This window comes from Streptomyces sp. NPDC029836 (assembly GCF_055574495.1).
Window position 1 is genome coordinate 1,356,072 of record NZ_JBVHZI010000001.1, and the last position, 18,590, is coordinate 1,374,661.

1 protein-coding gene and 1 pseudogene are annotated in these 18,590 nt (G+C 74.1%); both read right to left on the reverse strand.

The genetic code is table 11. From position 1 onward, the window contains the following. Positions 1-8: 8 nt before the first annotated feature. Positions 9-10,535, reverse strand: coding sequence for a type I polyketide synthase (locus ACZ4XJ_RS05755; RefSeq protein ID WP_468495421.1), 10,527 nt, complete (start codon positions 10,533-10,535; stop codon positions 9-11). 120 nt (positions 10,536-10,655) lie between these two features. Beyond that, positions 10,656-18,509: pseudogene (locus ACZ4XJ_RS05760) on the reverse strand (type I polyketide synthase); the annotation flags it as partial. Positions 18,510-18,590 lie beyond the last annotated feature (81 nt).

Here is an 18,590-nt window from a genome sequence, read left to right on the forward strand (position 1 = left end):
CGGGCAGGTCAGAAGCTGTTGGTGGGGGTGTCGCCGGTGGGGCCGCCGTCGTCGGACCCGCCCGTGTCCAGGGCGAGGTCGAGGAGGTCCTGGAGGTCCATCGAGTCGATGGAGTCGACGGCGTCGGCGGTCTCCGGGCCGGGGCCGGAGCCCGTGGCGTCGGGGGCGGCGAGCCGCAGGAGGGTGTCCAGGAGTCCCGCTTCGCGGATCCGGCCGATCGGGATGCCGGCGAGGGTGCGGCGCAGTTCCGCGTCCTGCGGGTCGCTGTCCAGGTCGGCGCCGGCGGGGGCGCCGCCGCCCTCGGGGAAGAGGGTGTGCAGCAGGTGGCGGGTGAGGGCCTGCGGGTTGGGATGGTCGAAGACCAGGCTGGTGGGCAGTCGTAGGCCGCAGGCGGCGCCCAGGCGGTTGCGCAGCTCGACGGCGGTGAGCGAGTCGAAGCCCAGGTCCTTGAAGGCCCGGTCCGGTGCGACGTCGTCCGCCGAGGGGTGGCCGAGTGCCGTGGCCGCGTGCTCGCGCACGAGGTCGAGGAGGGCCGCGGCCCGGTCGTCGCCGGACAGATCGGTGAGCTTGCGCAGGACGTCCGCGTCGCCATCGTCCGCCGCGGTGCCGTGGTCGGGTGCGTCGCCGCGCAGCGCGTCGCGTACCTCGGGCAGGTCGCCTATGAGGGGGCGGGGGCGGGCGGCGGCGAACACCGGGGCGAACCGTGCCCAGTCGACGTCGGCGACGGTGACGGTCGCGTCCCGGCCGGCCAGGGCGCGTTCCAGGGCCGTCAGGTTGGTGCCGGGGGCGACGGGCGGCAGCCCGCGTCGGGTGAGCTGTTCCTCGGCGTCGCCCTCGGCGGCCATGCCGCCCTCCGCCCACGGTCCCCAGGCGACCGCCGTGGCGGTGAGCCCGCGGGCCGCTCGGCGCTCGGCGAGCGCGTCGAGGAAGGTGTTGGCGGCGGCGTACGCGGGCTGTCCGCCGCTGCCCCAGACTCCGGCGATGGAGGAGAAGAGGACGAACGCGTCGAGGGAGTCCGGCGCGTCGAACAGGGCGTCGAGGTGGACGGCGCCGGCGGTCTTGGCGGTGACGACCCGGGCGAAGCCGGGCAGGTCGGTGCCGGTGCCGGGCGGCTGGGAGATGCCGGCCGCGTGGACGACGGCGCGTACGGGAGTCCCGTCGGCCGCCAGCCCCGTGACCAGGGACCTCAGCGCCTCCCGGTCGGTGACGTCGCAGGCGGCCAGGGTGACGGCCGCGCCGAGCGCTTCGAGTTCCTTACGGACCTCGCCGGCGCCGGGCGCGTCGGCGCCGGCGCGGCTGACGAGCGCGAGGTGCCGGGCGCCGCGTTCGGCGAGGCGTCGTGCCACGTGGCGGCCGAGGGCGCCCGTGCCGCCGGTGATCAGTACCGTGCCGTTCGGGGTCCAGCGGGCGCCGGCAGCGTCGGCCGGGACGCCGGCGTGTACGAGGCGTCGTACGAACGGGCCGGCGGCGCGCAGGGCGAGCTGGTCCTCGTCACCGGCCGCGGTGAGCGCGGCCGGCAGGCGGGACAGCACGCGCTCGTCGCACACCTCGGGGAGGTCGAGGAGGCCGCCCCAACGGTCGGGGTGCTCCAGTGCGAACACCCGCCCCAGGCCCCAGACCTGCGCTTGGACGGCGCCGCCGAGGGTGTCCGCGGGTGCGGCGGCGACCGCGTCGCGGGTGACGCACCACAGGGGGGCGGTGGCGCAGCCGCTGTCCCGCGCGTCCGGGCCGGTGGTGAACTCCTGCGAGGTGAGTACGGAGGTCAGCGCGGCGGTGAGGGCCAGCCCGACGGGCACCGCGGGGTGCTCGGGGTGCGGCCGCTCGTCCAGTGCCAGGAGCGACAGGACGCCGGTGACCGGCCCGGTGACGAGGTCCGCCGCGGCTTCGCGGAGCAGCTCGTCCAGGTGGGCGCGCAGGGTCGCCGGGTCGGCGTGGGTGACGTCGAGCGGGAGCGGGAGGATCGTGGCGCCCTCGCCGTTCAGGCGTTCGGTCAGCGTGCGGATCCAGGGGTCCGCCGCGAGCGGCGCGGGAACGGCGACCAGCCAGGTGCCGGCGGCCTTCCCCCGGCCCTGGGCCGGCTTCCGACCCTCGCCGGACCACGGCTGCCAGATGACGCGGTAGAGCAGCGCGTCGGCTTCCGCGCGGGCCTGCCGGTCACGCCGCCAGGCGGACAGGGCGGGCAGGACGGCGCTGAACGACTGTTCGCCGTCGATGCCGAACTCGTCGGCGAGCGCGGTCGGCTCGGCGCGCTCGACGAGGTCCCAGAACCGGGCGTCGGCCTCGCTCGCGTCGGCGGGTCCGGTGTGCGCGGCCGCGCCGGTGTGCGGGGCGGCGGGCTCGGGCCAGTGGCGCCGGGACTGGAAGGCGTAGGTGGGGAGGTCGACGCGCCGGCCGTGGCTCCCGGCGGCGGCGAAGTAGGCCCGCCAGTCGAGGGGGACGCCACGCGTGCAGGTGTGGGCGAGGGCGGTGTTCAGGGTCTCGGACTCGGGCCGGCCGGTCCGCAGGACGGGCACGAAGGCGGCGTCCGCGTCCTCGGCCAGGCAGTCCTGGGCGAGGGCGGACAGGGTTCCGTCGGGGCCCAGTTCGAGGTACGTGGTCACACCGACGGCTTCCAGCGCGCGGACGCCGTCGAGGAACCGGACGCCCTCGCGGACGTGCCGGACCCAGAAGTCCGCGCTGCCCATCTCGTCCCCGGCGATCAGGGCGCCGGTCAGGTTCGAGACGATCGGGACGCGCGGCGTCGCGTACGCCAGCCCGTCCGCCACCTTGCGGAAGTCGGCGAGCATGCCGTCCATGTGCGGCGAATGGAACGCATGACTCACCGTGAGCCGCTTGGACTTGCGACCGGTGAAGGATGCGACGACCGCCATCGCCGCGTCCTCGTCACCCGCGATCACGACCGACTGCGGGCCGTTGACGGCGGCGACGCTCACCCGGTCCGTCAGCAACGGCAGGACCTCGTCCTCCGAGGCCTGCAGGGCGATCATCACGCCACCGGCCGGCAGCGCCTGCATCAACCGGCCGCGCGCCGCGACCAGCGTGCACGCGTCGTCCAGCGACAGGACACCCGCCACGTGCGCGGCAGAAATCTCACCGACCGAATGCCCGGACACGAAGTCCGGCCGCACGCCCCACGATTCCAGCAGCCGGAACAGCGCCACCTCCACCGCGAACAACGCCGGCTGGGCGTACTCGGTCCGATCCAGCAGACCGGCATCCGCCCCGAACAGCACCTCCTTCAGCGGCACTTCCAGATCGAGCCGCTCGCACACCGCGTCCAACGCGGCGGCGAACACCGGGAAGGCTTCGTACAGTTCCCGCCCCATCCCGATCCGCTGGCTGCCCTGCCCGGTGAAAAGGAAGGCCAGGGTGCCGCCGGTGGCCGTTCCGCGGATCAGCCCGGGCGCCGGCTCGCCGGCGGCGAGGGCGGCGAGCATGCGCAGCAGGTCTTTGCGGTCACCGGCGGTGAACGCCGCGCGGTGGTCAAGGGCGGCGCGGCCGGTGGCGAGGGAGTAGGCGAGGTCCACCAGGGCGGAGCCGTCCTCGGCCTCATTCAGGTCGGCGGAGGTTTCGACCACGGCCGTTGCCACGGGAAGCAGCCGGGCGGCCTGGTCGCGCAGTGCCTGCGGGGTCCTGGCCGACAGGACGTAGGGCACCGGTCCGGTGGGCGGGGTCGTCGGCGCCGGAGCGTCAGTGTCCTGCGGGGCCTGCTCGATGATCGTGTGGGCGTTGGTGCCGCTGATGCCGAACGAGGACACCGCGGCGCGGCGCGGCCGTCGGGTCGCGGGCCAGGCCGTGGCCTCGGTCAGCAGGGTGATGTCGCCGGCCGTCCAGTCGACGTGCGGAGTGGGCTCGTCCACGTGCAGGGTCGGGGGGAGGGTCCCGTGGCGCATCGCCATGACCATCTTGATGATGCCCGCCACGCCGGCGGCGGCCTGCGTGTGGCCGATGTTCGACTTGACGGTGCCGAGGAGCAGCGGCTGCCCGTCGGGCCGGTCCTGGCCGTACGTGGCCAGGAGTGCCTGGGCTTCGATCGGGTCGCCCAGCTTCGTGCCCGTGCCGTGGGCCTCGACGGCGTCGACCTCGGCGGCCGACAGGCCGGCGTTCGCGAGGGCGGCGCGGATGACGCGCTGTTGCGAGGGCCCGTTCGGGGCGGTGAGGCCGTTGCTCGCGCCGTCCTGGTTGACGGCGGAGCCGCGGACCACCGCCAGCACGGGGTGCCCGTTGCGGCGGGCGTCCGACAGTCGCTCCACGAGCAGCATGCCGACGCCCTCGCCCCAGCCGGTACCGTCCGCGGCCGCCGCGAAGGCCTTGCAGCGGCCGTCGGGCGAGAGGCCGCCCTGGTGGCTGAACTCGGTGAAGGTGCCCGGCGTCGACATGACCGTGACGCCGCCCGCGAGGGCGAGGGTGCACTCCCCGGCCCGCAGGGCCTGGATCGCCCAGTGCAGGGCGACCAGCGAGGAGGAGCAGGCCGTGTCGACGGTGACCGCCGGGCCTTCCAGGCCGAGGACGTAGGAGACGCGGCCGGACATGACGCTGCCCGCGTTGCCGGTCATCACGTGGCCGAGTACGCCGTCCGCGTCGGCGGAGCGCTCCAGTTGGGCGTCGTAGCCGGTGTAGGCGGCGCCCACGAAGACGCCGGCGCGGGTTCCGCGCAGCGAGGACGGGTCGATGCCGGCGCGTTCGACGGCTTCCCAGGAGGCTTCCAGGAGGAGGCGCTGCTGGGGGTCCATGGCGAGGGCTTCGCGCGGGGAGATGCCGAAGAAGTCGGCGTCGAAGGAGTCCGCGTCGTAGAGGAATCCGCCCGCGAAGGGGCGTCCGGCGTCGCCGGCGGTGTTCCCGGTGCCGGCCGGGTTGCCGGTGCCGGCCGGGGTCCCGGTGCCGGCCGGGTGCCCGGCGTTCCCCGTGTCTCCCGCGTACAGCTCGGCCATGTCCCAGCCTCGGTTGGCGGGGAGGCCGGCGATGGCGTCGCCGCCGGTCGCGACGAGTCTCCACAGGTCCTCGGGGTTGCCGACCCCGCCCGGGTAGCGGCAGCTCATGGCGACGATCGCGATGGGATCGTCGGCGTCGGCCGCGGAACCGCTCGCCTTCGCGCGCGGGTCGTCGCTCTCGGCGTCCTCACCGAGGAGTTCGACGAGCAGCTGTCGGGCGAGCGCGGTGGGTGACGGGTGGTCGAAGACGAGGGTGGTGGCCAGGCGCAGTCCGGTGGCGGCGCCGAGGCCGTTGCGCAGTTCGACGGCGGTCAGCGAATCGAAGCCGAGGTCCTTGAACGCCTTCCCGGGTTCGATCCGTTCGGCCGAGGCGTGGCCCAGTACGGAGGCGACCCGCTCCCGTACGAGGTCCAGCAGGGCGCGTTCCTGTTCGGGGCGGGTCAGGCCCGCCAGGCGGCCCGCGAGCGAGTCGCTCGCGTCGGCGCGGGTGTGCGCGGTGCGGCGGCCCGCCGGACCCAGCAGGTCCCGGAACACGGGGGCGACGGGGCCGGGCGCGGCGGCGGCCCGCAGGGCGGCCGGGTTGAGTCGGGCGGGGACGAGGACGGGCCGGCCGGAGGCCAGCGCCGCGTCGAGCAGGGTCATGCCGTCGGCGGCGGAGAGGGCGCCCATGCCGTGCTGTTCCATGCGGCGCAGCTGGGTTTCGTCGAGTCCGCCGATCATGCCGCCGGTTTCGGCCCACAGGCCCCAGGCGAGCGAGGTGGCGGGCAGGCCCTGGTGGTGGCGCAGTTCGGCGAGGGCGTCCAGGTGGGCGTTGGCGCAGGCGTAGTTGGCCTGGCCGGCGGCGCCGAGGGTGCCGGCGACGGCCGAGTACAGGACGAACGCCGTGACCGGCAGGTCGCGGGTCAGTTCGTGCAGGTGGAGGGCGGCGACGGCCTTCGGCCGCAGGACCGCGTCCAGGCGGTCGGGGGTCAGGGATCCGATGACGCCGTCGTCGAGGACGCCCGCGGTGTGGACGACGGTGGTGAGGGGGTGTGCGGCGGGGATCGCGGACAGGACGGCGGCGAGCGCGTCCCGGTCGGCGGCGTCGCAGGCGGCCCAGGTGACCTCGGCGCCCAACGCGGCCAGCTCTGCCGTGCGTTCGGCGGCGCCGGGGGCGTCGGCGCCGCGTCGGCTGAGCAGCAGCAGCCGGCGCACGCCGTGGGCGCCGGCCAGGTGGCGGGCGACGATCCCGGCGAGGCTGCCGGAGCCGCCGGTGATCAGGGCGGTGCCGTTCGGGTCGATGGTGACGCCGACGCCGGCGGTGGGGTCGGTCGGCGGGGTGCGGCGCAGGCGCGGCACGTGCACGGCCGCGTCGCGGAGCAACAGCTCCGGTTCGCCCGAGTCGAGGGCGGCGGCGAGGGCGGGGGCCGTGAGGTCGGCGAGGTCATCGAGGTCGGCGAGGACGAAGCGGCCGGGGTTCTCGGTTTCCGCGGACCGCAGCAGTCCGCGCACGGCGGCGTGCGGCAGGTCCTCGATGCCCTCACCGGGTCCGGCGACCGCGCCGGCGGTCACGGCGACCAGCCGGGACGTCGCGAACCGGTCGTCGGCCAGCCAGGCCTGGGCCAGGCCGAGGGCCCGGTGCGCGGCCTCGCGCAGGGTGTCGGGCGAGGCGTCGTCGGCCTGCCGGGGGAAGGGGGCCAGGACGTACGCGGGTACGGGCGTGCCCGCCTCGACCGCCGCGCCGAGCTCCGCCAGGTCGGCGTGGCCGGGGGCCCGGCCGGAGTCGGCGGCGCCGAGCACCGTCCAGCCGCCGGCGGGTTCGGTCGCTGCCGGGCCGGCGGACGGGGCCGGCGACGTCCAGGCGAGCTGGAACAGGGCGTCGCGTACGACGGCCGGGACCCGGTCCGTGGCGTCGGGGGCGCCGGTGGTCGCGGCGGTGAAGGGGCGCGGGGCGAGTCGGCCGACGGTGGCCACCGGGTCGCCGAGGTCGTCGGCGAGGTCGAGGGCGTACGTCCCGTCGGCGGCCGGTCGGACGCGTACGCGCAGGGCACCCGCGCCCACCGCGTGCAGGGTCACCTCGGACCAGACGCTGCCCGGCCCGACGGCCGCGCCGTCGGCGTACCCGTCGGCGGGTGCGGCGGCGCCGGTCAGGGAGAGCGCGGCGTGCGCGGCGGCGTCCAGCAGTACCGGGTGCAGGCCGAACCCGGCTGCCTGCGGGGCGCCTTCGGGCAGGCGGACCTGGGCGAACCACTCGCCGTCGCGGTGCCAGGCGGCCTCCACGGCCCGGAACACCGGGCCGCGCTCGGGGGCGTGGGCGCCGGCCTGGGGACGCTCCTCGGTGGCGTAGAGGTCACCGGTGTCGACGGGCTCGGCGCCTGCGGGCGGCCACGGTCCGACGGCGAACGTCGCGGCGGAACCGGCGGTCGGGGTGAGGACGCCCCGGGCGTGACGGGTCCAGCCGCCGACCCCCTCCGTGGGGGCGTCCGGGCGGCCGGACACGGTGAAGGGGCGGCGACCGTCCTCGTCGGGGGTCTCCACGAGCACCTGGATCCGTACGCCGCCGTCGGCGGGCAGCGTGAGCGGCGCGTCGAGCACCAGCTCCGACACCTGCCCACAACCTGCCAAGTCTCCTGCGCGTACGGCGAGTTCCACGTACGCCGCGCCCGGCAGCACCGTCGCACCGGCCACGGTGTGCTCGGCGAGCCAGGGGTGGGTGCGGGCCGAGAGCCGGCCGGTGCACAGCAGTTGGTCGGAGCCGGCGAGGGTGACGGCGGCGCCGAGCAGCGGGTGCGCGGCCGGGTCGAGTCCGGCCACGGCGATGTCGCCGGCCGTGCCGGCGCCGGGCTCCAGCCAGTACCGCTCGTGCTGGAAGGCGTAGGTGGGCAGGTCGACGCGACGGGCGCCGGTGCCGGCGAAGTACGCCGTCCAGTCCACGGCGGCGCCGTGGGCGTGGGCGCGGGCGAGGGCGCCCAGGGCCGTCTCGGGTTCGGGCCGGCCAGCGCGCAGGGCGGGCAGGAAGACGGCTCCCTCGCCGGTGACGCAGTCCTGGGCGAGGGCGGACAGGACGCCGTCGGGGCCGAGTTCCACGTACGTGGTCACGCCGGCGGCTTCCAGGGCGCGGGCGCCGTCGAGGAAGCGGACGGCTCCGCGGACGTGGCGGACCCAGAAGTCCGCCGTGCCCATCTCGCCGTCGGCGACGAGGGCGCCGGTCAGGTTGGACACGACGGGGATGGTCGGGGCGCCGTACGTGAGGCCTTCCGCGACCTGCCGGAAGGCGTCGAGCATGCCGTCCATGAGCGGGGAGTGGGAGGCGTGGCTGACGGCGAGCCGCTTGGTCTTGCGGCCCTGCGCGCGGAAACCGGCCTCGACGGCGGCCGCGGCGTCGGCGGCTCCGGAGATCACGACCGAGCGGGGGCCGTTGACGGCGGCGATGTCCACGCCGTCGGTCAGCAGCGGCAGGACCTCGTCCCGGGTGGCCTGGAGGGCGATCATCGCGCCACCGGCGGGCGTGTCCTGCATCAGTCGCGCCCGGGCGGCGACGAGGGTGCACGCGTCGTCGAGCGGGAGGATCCCCGCGACGTGCGCGGCGGTGATCTCGCCGATGGAGTGACCGGACAGGTAGTCGGGTCGCAGGCCCCAGCTCTCCACGAGCCGGAACAGCGCCGTTTCCACGGCGAACAGCGCGGGCTGCGTGTACCGCGTACGGTTCAACAGCTCCGCGTCGACGCCGAACATGACGTCCTTCAGCGGCCGTTCGAGGTGCGGGTCCATGCGGGCGCAGACGGCGTCCAGGGCGTCCGCGAACACCGGGAAGGCTGCGTACAGTTCGCGTCCCATGCCGAGGCGCTGGCTGCCCTGTCCGGTGAACAGGAAAGCGGTCCGGCCTTCGGTGGCGGTGCCCGTGACCAGGCCCTCCGCGTCCGCGCCGGCGGCGAGTGCCGCCAGGGCGGTGTCGAGGCCTTCATCGGTGCGGGCGAAGAGGACCGCGCGGTGTTCCAGGGCGGCGCGGGTGGTGGCGAGCGAGTGGCCGAGGTCGAGGGCACCGGCGGCGACGCTCCCGCGGGCGCGGGCGTCGACCAGCCGGCCGGCCTGGGCCCGCAGCGCGGCGGCGCTGCGGCCCGACAGCGTCCAGGGCAGCAGGGCGGGCCGCGTCCGGGCGGCGGCGAGCGGCTCGCCCGGCAGGTCCGCACCGGCCGGGGCGTCGCCCTCGGACGGCTGCTCCTGCGGCTCCTCCGGCGGGGCTTCCTCGATGATGGTGTGCGCGTTGGTGCCGCTCACGCCGAAGGCGGAGACGGCCGCGCGGCGCGGCGCCCCGGTCTCGGGCCAGGGCATCGGCTCGGTGAGCAGCGACACCGCTCCGGCCGACCAGTCGACGTCGGGGGTCGGCTCGTCGACGTGGAGGGTCTGCGGGAGGACGCCGTGGCGGATCGCCATGACCGTCTTGATGATGCCGGCGACACCGGCCGCGGCCTGCGTGTGTCCGAGGTTCGACTTGAGGGATCCCAGGCGCAGCGGCCGACCTGCCGGCCGGTCCTGCCCGTACGTGGCGAGGAGCGCCTGCGCCTCGATGGGGTCGCCGAGGCGGGTGCCGGTGCCGTGCGCCTCGACGGCGTCGATCTCGGCGGCGGAGAGCCGGGCGTTCTCCAGGGCCTGACGGATGACGCGCTGTTGGGCGGGGCCGTTGGGGGCGGTGAGGCCGTTGCTGGCGCCGTCCTGGTTGATGGCGGAGCCCCGGACGACGGCCAGGACGGGATGCCCGTTGCGGCGGGCGTCCGACAGGCGCTCGACGAGGAGGACGCCGACGCCTTCGGCCCAGCCGGTGCCGTCGGCGGCGGCGGCGAAGGACTTGCAGCGGCCGTCCTCGGCGAGTCCGCGCTGGCGGCTGAACTCGACGAACACGTCCGGGGTCGGCATCACGCAGACGCCGCCGACCAGGGCGAGCGTGCACTCGCGCTGGCGCAGGGCCTGTCCGGCCAGGTGCAGGGCGACGAGGGAGGACGAGCAGGCCGTGTCGATGGTGGCGGCCGGGCCCTCCAGGCCGAGGACGTAGCTGACGCGGCCCGACAGGACGCTCGTCGCGCCACCCGTCAGGAGCAGCCCCTCCAGCCCCTCCGGGACCTCCGCGAGGTCGGCCCCGTACCCCATGGCGCCCGCGCCGATGTAGACACCGGTCCGGCTGCCGCGTACGGACGCGGGGTCGATGCCGGCCCGCTCGAACACCTCCCAGGAGGTTTCCAGGATCTGACGTTGCTGCGGGTCCATCGCCAGGGCCTCGCGCGGCGATATCCCGAAGAATTCGGAGTCGAAGGCGGTGGCGTCGGCGAGGAATCCTCCGCCGGTGTTGTAGAAGGTGCCCTTGCGGTCGGGGTCCGGGTCGGCGAGGGAGGCGATGTCCCAGCCGCGGTCCTCGGGGAACCCGGTGATGGCGTCGCCGCCGTCGGCGACCAATTGCCACAGGTCCTCGGGCGAGCGCACACCGCCGGGGAAACGGCAGCTCATCGCCACGATCGCGAGGGGCTCGTGGGCGTCCTGCTCGACCTCCTGGAGACGGCGGCGGGCCCGCCGCAGCTCCGTGGTCATCCACTTCAGGTTTTCGAGAAGCTTTTCTTCGTTCGCGCCGGCCACTGGAACGTCACCTCCTGGAGAAATGCGGATTGCTTGCGGACTGCGGGTGGGAATGCGACGAACTCAACGGATGTGATGAATTCTGCGCGTGCGATGGAGACATCGGATCGGGCATCAAGGTCAGGCTTTTCCGAATTCGTTGTTGATGATGTCGAAGAGGTCTTCGGCGGATGCCGATTCGATGACTGTTTCCTCGTCCTCCAGGGCGAGCGCGGCCCGTTCGGTCCTGTTCCAGTTCGCCAGGAGCGCTTCGAGCCGTGCCGTGACGCGGGCGCGTTCGGCGGCGTCCTCCTCGGGGACCGACGAGAGGACGAACTCCAACTTGTCGATCTCCGCGAGGGCCGGGAGCACGGGCTCCGCGTCCCCGCCGAGGAGTTCCGCGCGGATGTGCGCGGCCAGGGCGGCGGGCGTCGGGTGGTCGAAGACGAGGGCCGCGGGCAGCCGCAGTCCGGTGGCCGCGCCGAGGCGGGTCCGCAGTTCGACGGCGGTGAGCGAGTCGAAGCCCAGCTCCTTGAAGGCCCGGCCCGCCTCGACCGTGCCGGCCCCGTCGTGTCCGAGGACCGCCGCGACGTGCGTACGGACCAGGGTGAGCAGGATCCGTTCGGCCTCGTCGGCGCTCACGCCCCGCAGCTCGGCGTGCAGTTGGTCGACGGCGTCGGCGGCGCCGTCGCCGCCCGTGCCCGCGGCGTGCTCCTCGGCGTCGAGTACGCGGCGCACCTCGGGGAGGTCGGCGATGAGCGGACGCGGCCGGGAGGCCGTGAACGCCGGGACGAACAGGTCCCAGTCGACGTCGGCGACCGTCACCGTCGTATCGTCCGCGTCCAACGCCTGCTGGAGTGCCGCGATGGACCGCGCCGGCGCCATCACCGGCAGGCCGCGGCGCCGGAGTTGACCGGCGGCCTCGTCGTCGGCGACCAGCCCGCCCTCGCCCCACGGACCCCAGGCGACGGCCGTGGCCGTCAGCCCGCGGTCACGGCGTCGTTGCGCCAGGGCGTCGAGGTGGGCGTTGGCCGCCGCGTAGGCGCCCTGCCCGCCGCTGCCCCACACGCCGGCGATGGAGGAGAACAGGACGAAGGCGTCCAACTCCGTGTCACCGAGCAGGGCGTCGAGGTGTTCGGCCCCCGAGACCTTCGCGGCGAGTACCGCGGCGACCTCGTCCGGCCCGGTTTCGGCGAGCGGCGTCAGTTGGCCGACACCGGCCGTGTGGAACACGGCGGTGAGGGCGGGGGCGGTGGTGTCGTCGCGGAGCCCGGTGAGGAGCTCGGCCACGGAGTCGCGGTCGGTGACGTCGCAGGCGACGGCCGTGGCACGGACGCCCAGCTCGGCGAGTTCCGCGACGAGGGCCGCGACGCCGGGGGCCCGCGGTCCGCGCCGCCCGGCGAGCACCAGGTGCTCGGCGCCGTGCGCGGCCAACCAGCGGGCGACGTGCGCGCCGAGCGCGCCCGTCCCCCCGGTGACCAGCACGCTGCCCCGGGGCCGCCACCCCGCCCGCGCCGCGCCCGCGGCGTCGGCCGGTGCGGCGGCGTCGGATGCGGAGGCGTGCACGATGCGGCGTACGAGGAGACCGCCGGACCGTACCGCGATCTGGTCCTCGTGGGCGTCCCCGCCGGCTCCGCCGAGTACGGAGAGCAGCTGGTCCAGCGTCCGTCCGTCCACGTGGGCGGGCAGGTCCAGCAGACCGCCCCACCGCTCGGGGTGCTCAAGGGCGACCACCCGGCCGAGCCCCCAGACCTGTGCCTGCGCGGTACCGCGCAGCCGGTCGGCGAGGCCGGTGGACACGGCGCCGGAGGTCACGCACCACAGCGGCGCGTCGACGTCGGCGTCACCGAGGGCCTGCACCAGGGTCCCGGTCAGCAGCAGCCCGACCGGCGCCGCCGGATGGGTCGGGTGCGGGGCTTCGGCGAGCGCCAGCAGGGACACCACACCGTCGGCCCGGTTCCCGGCGAGCGCCGAACGCAGCCGATCGGCCACGGCGGTACGGCTGCTCTCCGCGGGGTCGAGGGCGACCTCCCGTACGTCCACACCCCGCGCCCGGAGCGCGTCCGCGATCGCGATCGCGGGGAGACCGGGCCGACCCGGCTGTCCGGGCCGGCCGGGCTGCCCCGGCTGTCCGGGCGTCCCGGTGGTCGTCGCGGTGACCACCAGCCAGGTTCCGGCAGGGCGGGCGGCGGTGTCCGCCGCGGGGAGGGGCTTCCAGGTGACCCCGTACCGCCAGGTGTCGACGACGGACCGCTCCGTGCGCTGCCGCCGCCAGGCGGACAGGGCCGGCAGCAGGGCGCTCAGCGGCTGGTCGGCGTCGATGTCCAGGGCGGTGGTGAGGGCGGCGAGGTCGTCGTTCTCGACGGCCTCCCAGAACGGAGCGTCGTCCCCACCGCTTCCGGCGTCGCCGGCCGCGACCGCCGCGGGACGGGGAGCCTCCTCCAGCCAGTACCGCTTGCGCTGGAAGGCGTACGTCGGCAGGTCGACGCGTCCGGCCCCGGTCCCCGTGAAGTAGGCCGACCAGTCGGCGTCGACACCGTGGACGTGGGCCTGGGCGAGGGCGGTGACGAGGGCTTCGGCCTCGGCGCGCCCCTTGCGGAGCGCGGGCACGAACGTGACCGCCCCCGCCGTCGACCCGTCGGTGACGCAGTCCTGGGCGAGAGCCGAGAGCACCCCGTCCGGGCCGAGTTCGACGTACGTCGTCACCCCGGCGGCTTCCAGGGTGCGGACTCCGTCCAGGAAGCGGACCGCTTCGCGGACGTGGCGCACCCAGAAGTCCGCCGATCCCATGTCGTCGGTGACGAGGGCGCCGGTCAGGTTGGAGACGATCGGGATGCGCGGCGCTTCGAAGGTGAACCCCTCGACCACCTTCCGGAAGTCGGCCAGCATGCCGTCCATGTGGGGCGAGTGGAAGGCGTGGCTGACGGTCAGCCGCTTGCTCTTGCGGCCGGTGAGCGAGGCGACGATCGCCTCCGCCGCGTCCTCGTCACCGGCGATGACGACGGCCTGCGGCCCGTTGATCGCGGCGATGCTCACCCGCCCGCTCAGCAGCGGCAGGACCTCGTCCTCGGACGCCTGAACGGCGATCATCACCCCGCCGGACGGCAGGGCCTGCATCAGCCGGCCGCGCGCCGCGACCAGCGCACAGGCGTCGTCCAGCGAGAGCACGCCCGCCGCGTGCGCGGCGGCGATCTCACCGATGGAGTGACCGGACAGGAAGTCCGGTCGCACACCCCACGATTCGAGCAGCCGGAACAACGCGACCTCGATCGCGAACAGTGCGGGTTGGGTGAACCGGGTTTCGTCCAGCAGGTCGGTGTCCGACCCGAACAGGACGTCCCGTAGCGGGAGTTCCAGCAGCGCGTCCATGCGGGCGCAGATCGCGTCCAGCGCGTCGGCGAACGCCGGGTAGGCGTCGTACAGTTCGCGACCCATCCCGAGCCGCTGACTGCCCTGGCCGGTGAAGAGGAAGGCGACTCCACCGGCGGAAACCTTCCCGCGCACCGTGCCGGCCGACTGCTCACCGGCGGCGAGGGCCTTCAGCGCGGCCTGGAACTCTTCCCGCTCCTGCGCGACGACGACAGCCCGGTGGTCGAGCATCGACCTGGACGTGGCCAAGGAGAAGGCGACGTCAGCGGGTTCGAGCAGTTCGTCGTCCGACGCGATCCAGGCCGCCAGCCGCTCGGCCTGAACCCGGAGGGCGGCGTCGGTCTTCGCCGACAGGATCCACGGCAGGGTGCCGGGAACTTGCCGCGGGACGGCCGTCGACTGCTCTTCCAGGACCTCGGGAGCCTGCTCGATGATGGTGTGCGCGTTGGTGCCGCTGAAGCCGAACGAGGAGATGCCCGCGCGACGCGGCCGGCCGGTCTCCGGCCAGATCCGCTGTTCGGTGAGGAGCTCCACGTCGCCCGTGGTCCAGTCGACGTGCGGGGTGGGCTCGCCCACGTGCAGGGTCTGCGGAAGCACCCCGTGCTGCATCGCCAGGACCATCTTCATCACACCCGCCACACCGGCCGCGGCCTGCGTGTGCCCGATGTTCGACTTGATCGACCCCAGGAACAGCGGCTGATCCTCGAAACGCTCCTGCCCGTACGTCGCCAGCAGCGCCTGCGCCTCGATCGGGTCCCCGAGCATCGTGCCCGTGCCGTGCGCCTCGACCGCGTCCACCTCGGCCGCCGACAGACCCGCACCGGCCAGCGCCGCACGGATCACCCGCTGCTGCGACGGCCCGTTCGGCGCCGTCAGACCATTGCTCGCACCGTCCTGGTTGATCGCCGAACCACGAATCACCGCCAACACCGGATGACCGTTGCGACGGGCGTCCGACAGCCGCTCCACGAGCAGCATGCCGACACCCTCACCCCAACCCGTACCGTCCGCGTCCGCGGCAAAAGCCTTGATCCGACCATCGGCGGCCAGCCCGCGCTGCCGACTGAAGTCGATGTACGCGCCCGGCGACGACATCACCGTCACACCACCGGCCAACGCCATGCTGCACTCACCGTTGCGCAACGCCTGCACGGCCCAGTGCAACGCCACCAACGAAGCCGAGCACGCGGTGTCCACCGTCACGGCCGGACCCTCAAGCCCGAACGCGTACGAAAGGCGACCCGAGACGACACTCGCCGCGTTGCCAGTACCGAGGAAGCCCTCGATGCCGTCCGGAAGGGCTTGGAGCATGGAGCCGTAGTCCTGGCCGTTGGTTCCGACGAAGACGCCGGCCTGACTGCCCCGCACAGCGGCCGGGTCGATACCCGCCCGCTCGAACGCCTCCCACGTCGTCTCCAGCAACAACCGCTGCTGCGGATCCATCGCCAGAGCCTCACGCGGCGAAATGCCGAAGAAGTCCGCGTCGAAATCGGCGGCGTCGTACAGGAAACCACCCTCACGGGCATAGAACGTGCCCTGCTGATCCGGATCCGCACTGTAGAGCCGCTCCAGATCCCAACCACGATCCACCGGGAACTCACCGATGGCGTCACCACCACTCGACAACAACCGCCACAGATCCTCCGGCGTACGCACCCCACCCGGGAACCGGCAACTCATCGCCACGATCGCGATCGGATCGTCATCGACGGCCGTCACCGCCCCCACCACCGGACCCGCGATCTCCGCACGGGTACCGAGGAGTTCGTCCCGCAGGAAAGCGGTCAAGGCGGAAGCCGTCGGGTAATCGAAGATCAGCGTCGCGGGCAGGGTCACACCCGTCACCGCACCCAGCCGATTGCGCAGCTCGACAGCGGTCAGCGAGTCGAATCCCAGTTCCTTGAAGGCGCGGTCGGCGCCCACGGTGTCGGCATCGGCGTGACCCAGGACCGCAGCGACCTGCGCACGGACCAGAGCGAGCAGTTCCCGCGCCAATTCAGCCGCACCGAGACCGGCGAGCCGTTCGGCCGGTGAACCGGCCTTCTCGGTCCGCTCGGCGGCGGTGGAAGCGGCGACCCGGGTCTGCGCCAGCTCGGCGAAGAGGTTGCTGGGACGTACGACGGTGAACGCGGGACCGAAACGCTCCCAGTCCACGTCCGCGACCAGCAAAGCCGCATCGCTCGAGGCCGACACACTCTGCCGCAGCACAGCCATCGCCGTATCCGGAGCCATCGGCGGCAGACCCTCGCGACGCATCCGCGCGTCCATCGCCTCGTCCGCCGCCATCCCGCCCTCGGCCCACGGACCCCAGGCGAGGGAGGTCGCAGGCAGACCGGCAGCTCGGCGCTGCTCGGACAGCGCGTCCAAGTAGGCATTGGCAGCCGCGTAGTTGGCTTGGCCGGCGGAGCCGGTCATGCCGCTCATCGAGGAGAAGAGCACGAAAGCAGAGAGCTCCATGCCCAACTCGACGGTCAGTTCGTGCAGGTTGAGGGCGGAGACCGCCTTGGCCCGCAGTACGGACTCGAACCGGTCCGGCGTGAGGGCGTCGAGGACGCCGTCGTCCAGGATCCCGGCGGTGTGGACGACGGCGGTCAACGTGTCGGCCTCCGCGGCGAGGAGGGCGCGCAGGGAGTCGCGGTCGGCGGCGTCACACGCCACCACCGACACCTCCGTACCTGCCTCCACCAATGCGGCGGCGAGCTCAGCAGCCCCGGGGGCGTCCATGCCCCGCCGGCTGGTCAGCACCAGACGCTCGGCACCCGCCTCGGCCAACCACCGCGCGATCCGACCACCCAGCACACCCGTACCACCGGTCACCAACACCGTCCCGGACGGCGCCCAGGACGGCTCGCCCTGAACGGCGGCGGCACGGACCAGACGGCGTCCGAAGACCCCGGAGGAACGCACCGCGACCTGGTCCTCACCATGGGCGCCACCGGCGAGCACACCCGCCAGGCGGCCCATCGCCCGCTCGTCCCACACCTCGGGAAGGTCGACGAGACCACCCCAGCGTTCGGGCGCCTCCAACGCCGCCACCCGACCCAGACCCCACACCTGCGCCTGAACCGCCGACACCAGCCGATCCGAACGACCCACACTCACCGCACCGCGCGTCACGCACCACAGCGGTACCCCTACCTCGGCGTCTCCCATGGCCTGCACCAGGGCTGCCGTGCTGAGCACGCCCCTGGTTTCGTCCAGGGCGAGCAGCGACACCACACCGGCCGCCGAGCCGGCGTCGGCGACGGTCTCGGCCAGCAGTCCGGCCAGCGCGGCCCGGTCCGTGCCGGTCCCGACCACGATCCTGCGCACCTCGGCGCCTCGCCCGGTCAGCGCGCCGACCACGGCCGCGTCGTTGGGGCCCTCGGCAGGCACCACGAGCAGCCACGTACCCGACAGTCCCGCACGGGTCACGGAATCCTTGAGCGGCTTCCACGACACCCGGTAGCGCAGGGCGTCCACCTCGGACCGGGTCCGCAGGCCGCGGCGCCACGCCGACAGGGCGGGCAGGGCCGGCAGGACGGTGTCCCGGGCGTTCTCGTCGTCCAGGTCCAGTGCGGCGGCGAGCGAGTCCAGGTCCCCGCGTTCCACCGCCTCCCAGAACCGGGAGTCCACGTCGTCCGCGGCACCCTTGCGGGACGCCGTCGGCATCTCCAGCCAGTAGCGCTGCCGTTGGAAGGCGTACGTCGGCAGCTCCACGCGCCGGGCACCCGCACCGGCGAAGAACCTCGACCAGTCCACGTCCGCACCCCGTACGTGCGCCTGGGCGACGGCGGCGACCATCGTCTCGGCCTCGCCGCGCGTCGCGCGCAAGGCCGGAACGAGGACGGCAGTCGTGTCGGCGGTCAGGCAGTCCCGCGCGAGCGCGGACAGGACACCGTCGGGGCCGAGTTCGACGTACGTCGTCACACCCGCGGCCTCCAGGACCCGGATGCCGTCGAGGAAGCGCACGGCTTCGCGGACGTGCCGGACCCAGAAGTCCGCCGAGCCCATCTCACCGTCGGCGACGAGGGCACCCGTCAGGTTCGACACGATCGGGATGCGCGGCGTCGCGAACGACAACCCCTCGACCACCCGGCGGAAGTCCTCCAACATGGCGTCCATGTGCGGCGAGTGGAACGCGTGACTGACCGTGAGCCGCTTGCTCCTGCGGCCGACGAGCGACTCCACCACCGCAATGGCAGCGTCTTCGTCACCCGCGATCACCACCGACTGCGGACCGTTGACGGCCGCGATGCTCACCCGGTCCGTCAGCAGCGGCAGGATCTCGCCCTCCGAAGCCTGAACGGCGATCATCACGCCACCGGCCGGCAGCGCCTGCATCAACCGACCACGCGCCGCGACCAACGCGCACGCGTCGTCCAGCGACAGCACACCTGACACATGCGCGGCGGCGATCTCACCGATCGAATGCCCGCAGAGGAAGTCCGGCTTCACACCCCACGACTCGACCAGCCGGAACAGCGCCACCTCGACCGCGAACAACGCCGGCTGCGTGAACCGCGTCTCGTCCAACAAGCCCGCATCCGACCCGAAGAGAACGTCCCGCAGCGGCACTTCGAGATCCAGACGCGCACCCACGGCGTCGAGAGCATCCGCGAACACCGGGTACGTGTCGTACAGTTCGCGCCCCATTCCCAGCCGCTGGCTGCCCTGACCGGTGAACAGGAAGGCAACCTTGCCGCCGACCGGCGAGCCCGTCACGAC